This is a genomic window from Komagataeibacter saccharivorans, assembly GCF_003207825.1.
In the GTDB taxonomy this organism is placed as follows: domain Bacteria; phylum Pseudomonadota; class Alphaproteobacteria; order Acetobacterales; family Acetobacteraceae; genus Komagataeibacter; species Komagataeibacter saccharivorans.
In genome coordinates this window covers 1-13,818 of record NZ_NKTY01000015.1, presented here as the reverse complement: position 1 = coordinate 13,818, position 13,818 = coordinate 1, and the positions used below count along the sequence as shown (strand labels likewise).

Sequence of the window (13,818 nt, the reverse complement as noted above, 5' to 3'; positions counted from 1 at the left end):
GGATCAGGGGGCCTCGGGGTCTGTTTCCAGCAGGGACAGGTCCTGACGCGCCAGATCGGCCTCATCCGAATCCGGGGCCACCGCAACCACGTCCTGCCAGTCGGCGCGGGCGGCTTCCATCAGTCCCTGCCGCTGATACAGGATACCGCGTTCAAGCAGGGCCGCGCCATTATCGGGCATATCCTTCAGCGCTGCATTGATATCGGCCATACCCTTATCGATGCGCCCCATCTGGCGCCATGCGGCGGCGCGCGCCACCAATGCCTCATCACGTTCCATCTGACTGCCCGGCAGCGGCGTAAGCGTCTCGACCGCCCGCGCGGGCTGGCCCAGTTCCACCGCAACGCGCGCATAAACCAGTTTCAGCGCCGCATCATCGGGCCTGAGCGTCAGGCCATAGGCGGCGCTGTCCAGTGCCTGACGGGGACTGTCATCCGCCTGCCATGCCCGCGCCGCCTGTTCAGCCAGACCCGCGCGGCGCGACAGGGCGAGAGCTGTATCCGCCGAAGCCTGCGTTCCGGCCTGCCGGGGGGATGACCAGTCGGTTACATGGGCCAGATGGTCCAGCATTGTCGCGGCGGTCGCCACGTCGCCCAGTTCCATCTGCGCCATGGCATCACACTGTTCAGCCTCCAGCCCGCCACCATGGCTCTGCCAGTCCTCCGCATAATCGCGTGCGCCATCGGGGTCATCGGACAGGGTGGCGGTACAGCGCCGGAAGCTCCACTCCCCACCCGTTGATGCAGCCACGGGTTCGGACGGTGCGGGGGCGGCTGGAGCCGCCTGCGCCCATGCGCGCCCGCAGATCACGACAGCCAGCAGCATACATATCCCCGCCACGGCCATGGCCGCCACCCACACTACCCCAGGGCGACGGTCGGGCCGCAGGGGAAGCCGGGCATGGAAAACAGCGCGCCCGACAGGGCGCAATCCCTGCATGGCGAAACGGGGAACAGGCAGGCAGGCAGAAAGTCTCATTACCCCCATTCGTCGGACCGCAGGGCATGAAGGTCAAGGACAAAACCCCCATTCGCCAGCAGACCGTGCAGTTCCGTTACGTTCATGATAGGGTGGAGTGTGATGCAAACCGTTACCGACCGCCCCGTTATCCTGCAGGCCCTGCCAGCACTCGAATCCGGCGGCATTGAACAGGGCACGCTGGAAATGGCGCAGGCCATCGTGCAGGCCGGGGGCACGGCCCTCGTCGCCAGTGCCGGTGGGCGTCTTGTACCGCGCCTGAAATATATCGGCGCCATCCCCATTGAAATGGAACTTGGCGCCAAAAACCCGCTTGCCATCATGCGCAACGCCCGCAGGCTGCGCCATGTCATACAGCATTACGGCGTAAGACTGGTCCATGCCCGTTCGCGCGCGCCTGCATGGGCGTCCTATCTGGCATGTCGGCGGCTTGATGTCCCTTTCGTTACCACATGGCATGGCGTGCATGCCGCCAATCTGCCGGGCAAGAAGCGGTATAACAGCGTACTGGCCTCCGGCACGCGTGTCATTGCCATAAGCCGTTACATCGCGAACCGCCTGCATGATGAATACGGGGTTGGCAGCGACCGCCTGCGCCTGATCCCACGCGGCGCGGACATGGTGCGCTTCGACCCCCACGGCGTGCGGGGCAACCGCGTGCAGCCCCTGATCGAACAATGGAACATCCCCGATGGAGCCACCGTGATCATGCTGCCTGCGCGGGTTACGGCATGGAAAGGCCATACCCTGCTGCTCGAAGCGCTGGCGCGGCTGCAACGCACGGAACCATCCATCGGGGAATGGGTATGCGTTTTCGTGGGTGAAGCGAACGAGAAGCAGGGAACGGAGCTTGTAAACCTCGCCCGGCAGCGCGGCATTGACGGGCATCTGCGCTTTGCCGGTCACTGTTCCGACATGCCCGCCGCCATGATGCTGGCGGACATGGTTATCGTCCCTTCCCTGCGGCCCGAGCCGTTCGGCCGCGTGGTGGTGGAAGCACAGGCCATGGGCTGCCCCGTCATCGTTGCGGGACACGGCGCGGCACTGGAAACGGTGGAGGATGGGGTAACCGGCTTCATCTTCCCCCCCGGTGACGTGGAGGCGCTGGCCGGATGCATCCACCGCGTCATGACCCTCTCAACGGAGGAGCGGGCAAATCTGGCATGGCATGCGCGCGAAAATGTGGTCACGCATTATTCGACACAGGCGATGCAGTACGCGACGCTGACGGTCTATGATGAATTGCTGCACACGCATCTGGCGGACAGTTTCTACCATGGCCTGACCACCGGGGAGGAAGATGGGCAGGGCCCGCACCCCGCACAGGCCAGCCTGTGACGCATGACAATTATGCCATGGCTGGAAAAGGGTTTCCTTGATCTGGCTCATGGTGGCCCGGAAAGCAGCGCGGAGCGTCCAGCATTAAGCATGGGCCTTATGCAAGGCATGGTTTACAGTCGACAACATCGCCGAAATTCTTCACCCATTGCGCAGCTATATCCGTGGCATACGGGCGTGACCCGCCGCCACCATTCCAACGTGAACACTTTCGGGACTGCACCACATGAACCAGATTTCCCCCGCCATGGCTGACACCGCATCCGCGACCCCGCAGCCCGACCTGCGCCGGGTCAATGCCAATCCGGATTTCTGGTATCCGGTCGCGTGGTCATCCGATGTACCCAAGGGCAAGACGGTAGGCGTATCCTATGCCGGTACGCCGATCGCCCTGGTCCGGCCCGAGGAAGGTGGCGTCTTCGCGCTGTATGACCGCTGCCCCCACCGGCAGGTGCCGCTGAGCAAGGGGCTGGTGAAGGGGCAGACCGTGCGCTGCTGCTACCATGGCTGGGCATTCGGCCGTTCGGGCCGCTGCATCGACGTACCTTATCTGGGCAAGGGCAAGCTGCCCAACGGCGTGCGTACTTTCCCCGTGCGCGAGGCGGGCGGCCTGATCTTCATTTTCCCCGGTGACCCGGAAAAGGCTGATACCGTCCCCTTCCCCAAACTGGCCCAGACGGACAACCCCGCCTACAAGACCAAGCATTTCAGCCCGCGCGTGAACTGCCACTACACCTTCATGCACGAAAACCTGATGGACATGAACCATCAGTTCCTGCACCGCCGCCAGATGGGGCAGATCAAGGCCCGCTTCCTCGGTCAGGACCGTGGCGAGGACTTTATCGAAGCCCGCTACAGCTTCATGCGCAGCGCGGGGCAGCAGCCCCTGGCCGAACGGCTGATCTTTGGCAAGCACAAGGACCTTCAGGGCAAGGAACAGCCCATTGAGGAAGTCGTGACCATCCGTACGGAATATCCGTACCAGACCCTGCGCATCGTCGATAAGGACGGTGACCTGATCATGGACCTGTGGGTTGCCTACGTCCCGCAGGACAAGGACCAGCGCGAGACCCTTTCCTTCGGCCTGCTTTCGGTCCTGCGCCCGCAGACGCCGCTGCTGATCGATGTGATCTGGCCCGCCCTTGGCTGGTTCACCAACCGCATCTTCCTTGAGGACAAGGAAATTGTGGAAATGGAACAGGCGGCATGGGACGAAGTCGGCCACGACCGCAATGTCGAAATCTTTCCCGTCGTGCGCGCGCTGCGTGAACTGCTGATCCGCTGTGGCTGCCCGCAGGACGTGAAGCAGCAGACCGCAGCCACGCAGCCTGAAGCCGAAACCACGGCCTGACCCCCATCCCGCCCCGGCTACCGGGGCGGGCAACACCTTGTGCCGACGAAACGCGACCATGACCGAACGGACCGATTCCCCCACCCTGACCGACAGGGCCGCCGCCGCGCGCCGCGAACGCCTTGAACGCGAGGCCGAAGCCCTGCGCGCCAACCTGCGCCGCCGCAAGCAGCAGAGCCGTGCGCGCAGCACCCCGGCCCCGGATACGGACAAAAGCGACGGGCGCGACATATCCTGCAATGAAAGGTGATTGCCAGTTGCGGTTGGGCGGTCACTTCGCTAGTGGTCGCGCAGCGGCTGGCGGCAGTTCCGTCCGCACGCACCAGATGCCGAAGGAAGGGACACCATGCCAATAATGCCTGATACGTGGATTCGCCGCATGGCCACGGACCATGGCATGATCGAACCCTTCGTGGAGAAGCAGAACCGTAGCGGGGTCATCTCGTTCGGTCTGTCCTCCTACGGGTATGACGCGCGTGTCGCCAATGAATTCAAGATATTTACGGACGTGGACAACGCGGTCGTCGATCCCAAGAATTTCAGCGACACCAGCTTTGTCACCCGCCATGGGGACTGCTGCACCATTCCGCCCCACAGCTTCGTGCTGGCGCACACGGTCGAATATTTCCGCATACCGCGCGACACGCTGGTGGTCTGCCTTGGCAAATCCACCTATGCGCGGTGCGGCATCATCGTAAACGTGACCCCGCTGGAACCCGAATGGGAAGGCCAGGTCACGATTGAAATCAGCAACACAACGCCACTTCCCGCGCGCATCTATGCCAATGAGGGGATCTGCCAGTTCCTGTTCTTCCAGGGCGCTTCCCCCTGCGAGGTCAGCTACGCCGACCGCAAGGGCAAGTACATGGGGCAGGTTGGCGTCGCCCCGCCACGCATGTAAGGGCAGGAACCACACCGCATGGACCGTTTCATCATTCACGGCGGGCATCCGCTGCGTGGCGACATCATTATCGGCGGGGCCAAGAATTCGGCCCTGAAGCTGCTTGTCGCCGGCCTGCTCACGTCCGAACGGCTCGTGCTGGACAATGTCCCCCGCATTGCCGACATCCGTACCATGCGTCGCCTGCTGGAACAGCACGGCCTGACGGTGGAAGACGTAAGCGGCGACGGCGGCACGCTGTCCGTTGGCGGGACCATCACCAACACCGAAGCGCCCTATGACATCGTATCCAAGATGCGGGCATCGATTCTGGTGCTGGGGCCACTTCTGGCACGCTGCGGGGTGGCGCGCGTATCGCTGCCCGGCGGCTGCGCCATCGGCACGCGCCCGGTTGACCTGCACCTCAAGGCGCTGGAAACGCTGGGGGCGAAGATCACGCTTGAAAACGGCTATATCCATGCCGAAGCGCCCCACGGGCTGAAGGGGGAGCGGGTCATCCTGCCTTTCGCCTCGGTCGGAGCGACAGAAAACCTGCTTATGGCCGCCTGTCTGGCCAAAGGCCGGACCGAGATCGTCAACGCGGCGCGTGAACCCGAAATCGGTGATCTGGTGGGCTGCCTCAACGCCATGGGGGCGCGCATCACCGATGCCGGTGGCGGCAAGCTGGTCATTGACGGGGTGGAGGCGCTGCATGGCGCGCGCTACCGGGTCATGCCCGACCGGATCGAATGCGGCACCTATGCCTGTGCTGCCGCGATTACCGGCGGGGAACTGCGGCTGGTGGGCGGCCAGATCGAACATCTGGGCGCGGTCGTGCGCGCGCTGGAGGAAGCGGGCGTTGAAATGACGCAGGAAGACGGTGCGATCCGTGTCCAGCGCACCGGCGCGCTGCGTGGCGTCGATATCATGACCGAACCCTATCCCGGCTTCCCCACCGACATGCAGGCCCAGTTCATGGCGCTGCTGTCGGTCGCCGAAGGGGCGTCAATGGTGACGGAGACCATTTTCGAAAACCGCTTCATGCATGTACCCGAACTCAACCGCATGGGCGCGCGCATCAATGTCCATGGATCTTCCGCCATCATTCGCGGCGTGCATGCACTATCCGGCGCGCCGGTCATGGCGACCGACCTGCGGGCGTCGTTTTCACTGATTCTGGCGGGGCTTGCAGCCCACGGCGAAACGATCCTGAGCCGTGTCTATCATCTGGACCGCGGTTACGAGGCCGTGGAACGCAAACTCGCACAGTGCGGCGCGCATATCGAGCGCGTGTCGGGCTAGCACACCAGACCGGAGAAAAGCGCCCTTCCTGCATGACGGCTGAATGTGGTATGCGCGCATGTCACGAAAAGCACCCTGCACTGACAGCGGGTGCCCGCCTTCATGTCGGAGAATGCATTGACCGTCCTGTCACCGGCCCAGAACCCCGTTCCGGAAACGGATAGCCCGCTGGTACTGGCCCTGCCCAAGGGCCGTATCCTCAAAGCCGCGGCGCCGCTTCTGCATACGGCGGGCATTGTGCCCGGCCCGGATTTCAATGACGAAAAAAGCCGTCTCCTGCGCTTTGAAACCAACGATCCCGGCGTGGACGTGGTGCGGGTGCGCTCGTTCGATGTCGCAACTTTCGTCGCCTTCGGCGGTGCACAGATCGGCATATGCGGCGCCGACGTGCTGATGGAATTCGACTACCCTGAAATCTATGCCCCGCTTGATCTGGGGATCGGTGGCTGCCGTATTTCCATCGCCCAGCCGCGTGACCGCAGCGGGCAGGAAGACAATCCCAACCGCCTGTCGCAGGTACGGGTGGCGACCAAATACCCCTCCATCACGCGGCGGCATTTCGCCGCACGCGGCATAAACGCCAGCATCGTGCATCTGCACGGCGCGATGGAACTGGCCCCGGTTCTGGACCTGTCGCACCTGATTGTCGATCTGGTCGATACAGGCTCCACCCTGCGGGCCAACGGGCTGGAGGAAACCCACACCATCGCGCACATCACCAGCCGCCTGATCGTGAACCGTACGGCGCTGAAAACCCAGCCCGAACGCATTACCGCACTTATCAACCGTTTCCGCACGGCGCTGGCACCGGCGCAGACCAGGGACCAGCAGTCATGAAACGCCTTGATACGACCCGGACCGATTTCGACACCGAATTCCGTAAACTGCTGGCCGAGCGTGACAGCGACACCGCCCGCGTCGACGGGCCGGTAACCGAAATTCTGGCAGCCGTCCGCGCCCGTGGCGATGAAGCGTTGTGTGAATTCACAAACCGTTTCGACCGCACCGACGTCACCCCTGACCGCCTGCGGATCACCCCCGATGAAATCGAGGCCGCCTGCGCTGAAGTGGCACCCGAACTGCTGGACTCGCTGGAAGTCGCGGCCAGCCGTATCGAGTCGTTCCACAAGGCCCAGATGCCCGAGGGGCTGCGTTACGTCGATCAGGCCGGTGTGACACTGGGCATGCGGTGGACGGCGCTGGATTCGGTGGGGCTTTACGTGCCCGGTGGCAAGGCAGCCTATCCTTCCTCCGTGCTGATGAACGCAATTCCGGCCCGTGTGGCGGGGGTCAAGCGCATTGCCATGTGCGTTCCCACGCCCGATGGGGCGCTTAACCCGCTGGTGCTGGCCGCTGCCCGCCGTTCCGGCGTGAGCGAGATCTATCGCGTGGGCGGCGCGCAGGCCGTGGCCGCCATGGCCTATGGCACGGCGACCATCGCCCCCGTGGACCGCGTGGTGGGACCGGGCAATGCCTATGTGGCCGAAGCGAAGCGGCAGGTATTCGGCACGGTGGGAATCGACAGCATCGCCGGTCCGTCGGAAGTGGTTGTCATAGCCGATGGCAATAACGACCCGCGCGCCATAGCACTTGATCTGCTGGCGCAGGCCGAACATGACCCCATGGCCCAGTCCATCCTGATCACGCCCGATACCGCCATGGCGGAAAAAGTGGCGCGCGCGGTAGAGACAGAACTTGAAACCCTACCACGTGCCGAAATTGCCCGCACCAGTTGGGACGCGCACGGCGCGATTGTCATCGTACGCGATCTGGATGAAGCCGCCGATCTTGTAAACACGATCGCGCCGGAACATCTGGAACTCATGATCGACAATCCCGCACCGGTATTTGAACGCGTGCGGCACGCGGGCGCCATCTTTGTCGGGCGTTACTGCCCCGAGGCGATCGGTGATTACGTGGGTGGTCCCAACCATGTGCTGCCGACCAGCCGCACGGCGCGTTTTTCATCGGGTCTGTCGGTGTTCGATTTCATCAAGCGCACGACGTTCATCGAGGCGCAGGCCGAGTCGCTGCGCGAAATCGGTCCTGCCGCCGTCAGCCTTGCACGGGCCGAAGGGCTTGACGCACATGCGCTGAGCGTGTCCGTCAGGCTCGCCGCGCTGGACGGCGCGCACAACGAAACTTGACCCGGGGCGTTTGTATCCCCACATAAACCAACCGTATTGCGCTGCGGCCCCGCAGACGGACGGCAATTCTAATGATTGAAGGACACGATGTCTAAAGAAGACATGATTGAATTCAGCGGCACGGTAACCGAACTGCTGCCCAACGCCATGTTCCGCGTCACGCTGGATAATGAGCACACCATCCTGGCCCATACCAGCGGCAAGATGCGCAAGAACCGCATCCGCGTTCTGGCCGGTGACCGCGTGAACGTGGAAATGACGCCCTATGACCTGACAAAGGGTCGCATCACCTTCCGCTTCAAGTAAGCCCGCATTGTCGGTCATGACCGGAACCACCGCCCCATCCGGGGCGGATGCGGGCGCGCGGTTCGTCCTTGCGTCTGCTTCTCCCAGACGGGTTGAACTTCTGCGCCAGATCGGGATCGTCCCGGATCAGGTCTGCCCTGCGGATATTGATGAAACGCCCCGCCGGGAGGAACTGCCCCGGCCCTACGCCCAGCGTCTGGCAGCCCGGAAGGCCGAACATGTGGCGGCCATGCACGATGAACCGGCACTGGTTATCGCGGCTGACACGGTTGTAGCCCTGGGGCGACGCATCCTTCCCAAGGCGGAGGATGTGCAGACGGCACGCAAATGCCTGACCCTGCTGTCCGGGCGGCGTCATACCGTTTATACGGCCGTGTCCATACGGCCCAGCGCCACATGGAAGGACGGACGGGCAAGCAATCGTCTGGTTGCCAGCACCATCACGTTTTCCCGCCTCACACCCATGCAGATCGACGCCCTGCTTGAAGCGGGCGACTGGAATGGCAAGGCGGGCGGCTATGCGATACAGGGACACGCGGCGGCGTTCGTGCGGTTCCTGTCTGGCAGTTACACGGGTATTGTTGGCCTTCCGCTGTTTGAAACCGCGCAGATGCTGCGCGGGCAGAAGGGAAACTGGCTCCGTTGAATATGCGCATTTGCGCCAGCAGTAGCCCCGGCGAGATCCGCCTTGCCGTAACCAGCAATGGCGTCATGCAGGATTTCGCACTGTGGCGGCCTGACATGCCCGATGGTGTGGGCGACATCTACCGCGCCGCCGTCAGCGCCCATGTACCGGCCCTTGGGGGCACCTTCGTCACCCTGCCCGGACAGGAACAGGCAGGCTTCCTGCCTGATTCGGAAGGGCTTGGCCCCCTGACACAGGGACAGACCATCCTTGTTTCCGTCACGCGCAGCGCGCAGGGCGGCAAAGGGGTACGGCTGGGCGCGCGCAACCTGCCACCCGACCTGCCCGGCGGGGCGGCGCCACAACTGTTGCGGCGCGGACCAACCCCGCTGGACCGGCTTGCGCGCCAGTATCCAGACGCCCCTATCGTTATCGACGATGCCGCCGTTGCCACCCTGCTGCCCGCACCGCTGCATCCGCGCCTGACACGCGTCAATTCCGCTTTCGACAGCGACCTGCGCGCGCAGGCGGACGGGCTGGAAGACCCTGTGATATCGCTGCCCGGTGGCATGTCGGCCAGCATTACCCCCACACCCGCACTGGTGGCGATCGACATGGATGGGGGGGCGACCAGCATGGACCGCCGCCCCAAGCAGACGGCCCAGTTCGCCGCCAACCGTGACGCCTTGCCCGACCTTCTGCGCCAGCTACGGCTACGCAACCTGTCTGGGGCGATCATTGTTGACGTAGCGGGGCTGGCCGTACGCAAGCGGCGTGCGCTGGGTGAGGTGATCGAGACCCTGCTGAAGGACGATCCGCTGCGTCCGCGCTTTCTCGGGTTTACAGCACTTGGTCTGGCCGAAATCGTACGCCCGCGCGTCCATCCGCCCCTGCATGAGCTGCTTCAGTCCCGTGAGGGACGGCTGATCCATGCCCTGCGCGGGCAGATGCAGGCCCATCGGGGCATGCCGCCCACTGGACAGCCTGTCCGACTGGCATGCGGGTATGGTATCATGACGCTGCTGCAAGACCATCCGGGCTGGATGGAGGACTTCACGCGCCTGACCGGCCGCACACTCCAGCCTGTTGCGGATCAGACCCTGCCCGCCAATGGCTGGAGATTTGAACCATGACCGAACAGCCCACCCTTCCCCCCTGCCCCATCTGTGGCCAGCCCGCGCAGGCGCGTTTCCGGCCGTTCTGCTCGCGCCGGTGTGCGGATGTGGACCTTGGCCGCTGGTTTTCAGGGCAGTACCGCGTTCCCTCGACAGAGATTCCATCTGAAGAGGATGAAAAATACACAAGACGGGTTGATCCCGATGATGAGGTAGGTTAAACGCTTGTCCACCGTCACGGTGCTCCTGAGTGTCGTGACAAGCCGGACAAACGGCCCGGTGCCCAAGTAGCTCAGTTGGTAGAGCATGCGACTGAAAATCGCAGTGTCGGTGGTTCGATCCCGCCCTTGGGCACCATTCTACTTCCAGAAAATCAGTAATAATAAAATGGTAACGCATTTACGCATGCGTCATGCTGTCCTGTAACAGGGACCGTGCGGACCTGTCGTCATGTCCTTCGCCCTGCATGCAGCAGAATGCACACAGATCACGGCGCATGATGACAGGACACCAGCAGCACACCTGACAGCGATGCCTGTTATTTCCGCCGTATCGGCATACATCGCACCGTCAGCCGATGCTTCCCCGTATCCAACCGGGACCGGCTGAACCAGACTCAGTCTGGTAAACGCATCATGCCAGTCAGATTCCAGCAGATCAGGCGGTTATGCACTGATGAGGTGGCTGCGTTTTTGAACCCGAAACATCCGGGTTCGATGAGATGCAGCCCACGAGGTGCTCCAAAGGGGACATGCAGCCACTCTCGCCCACGTCCCCAGCGTCAGAACCATACGCAGCGGATACCGGTGCTGCATCCTGCCGTCTTGCAGGAACGATACACAGCACCGGAACAGCATCAGGCTTCGCGGGGACGATCCGTTGCTTCAAAACGCAGCGGCTCACCCTGCGCGGTGGGGGCAAGCTGGTTTTCCCACATGACAACGTTCCCGCGGATAACGGTGCCAACGGGACGCCCCGTCAGTTCACGCCCCACAAAAGGCGACCATCCACATCTGGAGGCCAGCCACTCCTGCTGGACCGTCCAGCGCGCGGCAAGGTCAACGACCGAGAAATCGGCATCATACCCCACCGCGATACGCCCCTTGTTCACCAGCCCGAACAGGCGCTGCGGCCCGGCGGAGGTCATGTCCACCACCCGGCGCAGCGACAGCCGCCCATGGGCGACATGATCCAGCATGAGCGGCAGCAGGGTCTGCACCCCCGGCATGCCGGACGGTGAATCGGGGTAAGCGCGCTGCTTGGCTTCCAGCGTGTGCGGCGCATGGTCGGAGCCGATAATGTCGGGCACACGCTGCCCCATCCAGTACCATAGCCCGTCACGCCATTCACGCCCCCGGATGGGCGGATTCATCTGCGCCAGCGTGCCCAGTTCGGCATAGGCTTCCTCGCCCGCCAGTGTCAGATGCTGGGGCGTGACCTCGCAACTGGCGATGTCCTTGTGGCCGGACAGGAACTCCAGTTCAGCAGGCGTGGTGACATGCAGGACATGGATACGGCGACCGGTGCGTCGCGCCAGATGCACGATGCGCTGCGTCGCACGCAGCGCCGTTTCATCATCCCGCCACACGGGATGGGATGACGGATCACCCGCCTTACGTTCCGACAGACGTTCATGCAGGCGTCCCTCATCCTCGGCATGGATGGCGACGCGGCGGCGCCCCGAACGCAAGACCCGCTCCAGCACCGCGTCATCGGATACCAGCAGGTTGCCTGTGGATGACCCCATGAAGATCTTGATACCCGCCGTGCCCGGCAGCATTTCCAGCTCGCCGCACCGATCGGCGTTATCCGTTGTGGCGCCCACATAAAAAGCGTGATCGCACCACATACGGCCCCGGGCGCGGTCCAGCTTGTCCACCACGGCTTCGGGGCAGTCGGTTGCGGGTTTGGTGTTGGGCATCTCGAACACTGCCGTCACACCACCCATCACGGCGGCCATACTGCCGGTTGCCAGATCCTCCGCCCCGGTCAGGCCGGGTTCACGAAAATGGACCTGTGTGTCGATCACGCCGGGCAGGATGGTCAGGCCGGTGCAGTCAATGACCCGCCCTGCGTCGCCCTGTCCGCCGATCCGGGCAATACGCCCGTCACGCACATACACATCGGTAATAACCGTGGCATCCGGCAGGACAACGCTGCCATTTTTCAGACAAAGATCAAAAACGGATTGGGTCATGGGATTATCCTGTGGCCATATGCCCCAGCGCACCGGATGATGGATGCAGGGGCAGGAAATGTCGTGCAGGCCCGGTATGGGCGCACCCCGCACGTCTTTCCCGATGTATGACATGCCCCCCGCGCCATGCAAACCGGTCATGACCGGACCGGGCCACGTCGCACGGTATTCGGAACCACTCCTGACCTGCTGCCGCAATACCCGGCAGATATGCGACGGCTACTGCGTTATCTTCATCTTCTGGCGGGCCCAGGCCAGCATGTCATCTGGCGTCATGGGCCGGGCGAACAGGTAACCCTGCGCCACATCGCAGTTCAGTCCCTCCAGCAGTTCAAGCTGGGATTCCGTCTCCACGCCTTCGGTCACAACCGTCATCTTCAGCCGGTTTCCGATACCGATCACCGCCGTCGTGACAGCCTGCGCGTTGGCGTCATGTTCCAGATTCATGATGAAACTGCGGTCAATCTTGATTTCGGTCAGCGGCAGCCGCGTCAGACGCGAAAGGGAGGAGTAACCGGTGCCAAAATCATCCATGGACAGGCCGACACCCAGATTATGGATCGCGGCCAGTCCCGTCATCGTATCCTCGTTTTCCCCCATCATGACGCTTTCCGTAATTTCAACGGTCAGACGCTGCGGCTGGATGTCATGCTCCCTGAGGATGCGTTCGATCAGGGCGGGCAGGTCACGGTTACGGAAATGCGCCGCCGACAGGTTGACCGACACCGCCGGGACATGAAGCCCCGCCCCGTCCCATTTGACAAGCTGGCCGACGGCTTCTTCCAGAGACCACGTGCCGATCGTCTCGATCTGTCCGGTATCCTCCGCCACCGCGATGAAGCGGGAAGGATAGATGTTGCCGAGCGTGGGATGGTTCCACCGCGACAGGGCTTCCGCCCCGTACAGCCTGCCGGTCCTGATATCCACCTGCGGCTGGTAATGCAGGTTCAGCAAGCCCCGCGCCAGTGAGTCCCGCAGGGCTGACCCCAGCAGCAGCCGGTCCTGTGCCGCACGGTTATCCGCCGTGCTGGATACGCAGAAACTGCCGCGCGCTTCCTTCTTGCACCGGCGCATGGCGCTTTCGGCATGACTGAGCAGGGACTGTCCGTCGGGACCGTTTTCGGGAAAAATGCTGATCCCTATGCCCAGCGACACGACAAGCAGGTTGCCCGCAATCTCGACCGGTTCTTGCATGCCTTTTATCAGGCTGCGGGCAAATGATACGGCGCTGGCTTCGTTGCTGTCGGGCATGACAATCACGAACTCATCCCCGCCGGAACGGCTGAGGATATAGTTGCTCTGCGACAGGGATTTCAGCCGGTCGGCAATGGCCCTGAGGAAGGCATCACCATTCATATGACCCAGCGTGTCATTGATATCGCGGAAGCGGTCGATATCGATCATGAAGATCGAAAAACTGTTATCGCCCGGCAGGTCGATCATCGACTTGATGACCTTGTGAATGGCGGAACGATTGAGAAAGAGGTGGACCCGTCCGTTCGGACAGTTTTGCGGGCTTGATAAGCTATACCTGGTTGTTGTTATGCCGCCCTTCTGACGGCGTTGCTGTTGGCCATCT

13 protein-coding genes, 1 tRNA gene and 1 pseudogene are annotated in these 13,818 nt (G+C 63.0%); 12 read left to right on the top strand and 3 right to left on the bottom strand.

Annotation, left to right across the window (positions count from 1 at the left end):
- Window positions 1-3: 3 nt before the first annotated feature.
- A complete protein-coding gene (locus CFR79_RS09700) occupies window positions 4-978 on the bottom strand; it encodes a tetratricopeptide repeat protein (RefSeq protein ID WP_110547780.1) in 975 nt (324 codons plus the stop codon).
- Between the two features lie 102 nt (window positions 979-1,080).
- Between CFR79_RS09700 and CFR79_RS09695 the strand changes: the two genes are divergently transcribed.
- The 12 genes from CFR79_RS09695 (at window position 1,081) to CFR79_RS09640 (ending at window position 10,399) form a co-directional block, all read left to right on the top strand.
- Window positions 1,081-2,316, top strand: coding sequence for a glycosyltransferase family 4 protein (locus tag CFR79_RS09695; RefSeq protein ID WP_110547779.1), 1,236 nt, complete (start codon window positions 1,081-1,083; stop codon window positions 2,314-2,316).
- Between the two features lie 226 nt (window positions 2,317-2,542).
- Window positions 2,543-3,667 (top strand): aromatic ring-hydroxylating oxygenase subunit alpha, encoded by a 1,125-nt coding sequence (locus CFR79_RS09690; RefSeq protein WP_102325599.1) that lies wholly within the window; start codon window positions 2,543-2,545, stop codon window positions 3,665-3,667.
- A 58-nt stretch (window positions 3,668-3,725) separates the two neighbouring features.
- Window positions 3,726-3,917: a hypothetical protein gene (locus CFR79_RS09685; protein WP_110547778.1), complete on the top strand. Its 192-nt coding sequence runs from the start codon at window positions 3,726-3,728 to the stop codon at window positions 3,915-3,917.
- Window positions 3,918-4,013: 96 nt separating this feature from the next.
- A complete protein-coding gene (dcd, locus tag CFR79_RS09680; protein ID WP_102325597.1) occupies window positions 4,014-4,568 on the top strand; it encodes a dCTP deaminase in 555 nt (184 codons plus the stop codon).
- Window positions 4,569-4,586: 18 nt separating this feature from the next.
- Window positions 4,587-5,849 (top strand): UDP-N-acetylglucosamine 1-carboxyvinyltransferase, encoded by a 1,263-nt coding sequence (murA, locus tag CFR79_RS09675; protein ID WP_102325596.1) that lies wholly within the window; start codon window positions 4,587-4,589, stop codon window positions 5,847-5,849.
- 102 nt (window positions 5,850-5,951) lie between these two features.
- Window positions 5,952-6,686 carry an ATP phosphoribosyltransferase gene (gene hisG / locus CFR79_RS09670; protein ID WP_102325595.1) on the top strand — a complete coding sequence of 245 codons (735 nt, stop codon included), beginning with the start codon at window positions 5,952-5,954 and terminating at the stop codon, window positions 6,684-6,686.
- Window positions 6,683-7,996 carry a histidinol dehydrogenase gene (gene hisD / locus CFR79_RS09665; protein ID WP_110547777.1) on the top strand — a complete coding sequence of 438 codons (1,314 nt, stop codon included), beginning with the start codon at window positions 6,683-6,685 and terminating at the stop codon, window positions 7,994-7,996. Before hisG ends, hisD begins: the two co-directional genes overlap by 4 nt.
- 87 nt (window positions 7,997-8,083) lie before the next feature.
- Window positions 8,084-8,302, top strand: coding sequence for a translation initiation factor IF-1 (infA, locus tag CFR79_RS09660; protein WP_010508114.1), 219 nt, complete (start codon window positions 8,084-8,086; stop codon window positions 8,300-8,302).
- A 16-nt stretch (window positions 8,303-8,318) separates the two neighbouring features.
- Window positions 8,319-8,948 (top strand): Maf family protein, encoded by a 630-nt coding sequence (locus CFR79_RS09655; RefSeq protein ID WP_110547806.1) that lies wholly within the window; start codon window positions 8,319-8,321, stop codon window positions 8,946-8,948.
- Between the two features lie 2 nt (window positions 8,949-8,950).
- Window positions 8,951-10,060 (top strand): ribonuclease E/G, encoded by a 1,110-nt coding sequence (locus CFR79_RS09650; protein WP_110547776.1) that lies wholly within the window; start codon window positions 8,951-8,953, stop codon window positions 10,058-10,060.
- Entirely contained in the window at window positions 10,057-10,263 is a 207-nt protein-coding gene (locus CFR79_RS09645) for a DNA gyrase inhibitor YacG (RefSeq protein WP_102325592.1), read from the top strand. The genes CFR79_RS09650 and CFR79_RS09645 overlap by 4 nt, the downstream gene beginning before the upstream one ends.
- A gap of 60 nt (window positions 10,264-10,323) precedes the next feature.
- Window positions 10,324-10,399, top strand: a tRNA-Phe gene (locus CFR79_RS09640).
- Window positions 10,400-10,898: 499 nt separating this feature from the next.
- Here CFR79_RS09640 and CFR79_RS09635 read toward each other — a convergent pair.
- Window positions 10,899-12,239: a dihydroorotase gene (locus CFR79_RS09635; protein WP_110547805.1), complete on the bottom strand. Its 1,341-nt coding sequence runs from the start codon at window positions 12,237-12,239 to the stop codon at window positions 10,899-10,901.
- A gap of 219 nt (window positions 12,240-12,458) precedes the next feature.
- A pseudogene (locus tag CFR79_RS09630) lies at window positions 12,459-13,721 on the bottom strand (putative bifunctional diguanylate cyclase/phosphodiesterase); the annotation flags it as partial.
- Window positions 13,722-13,818 lie beyond the last annotated feature (97 nt).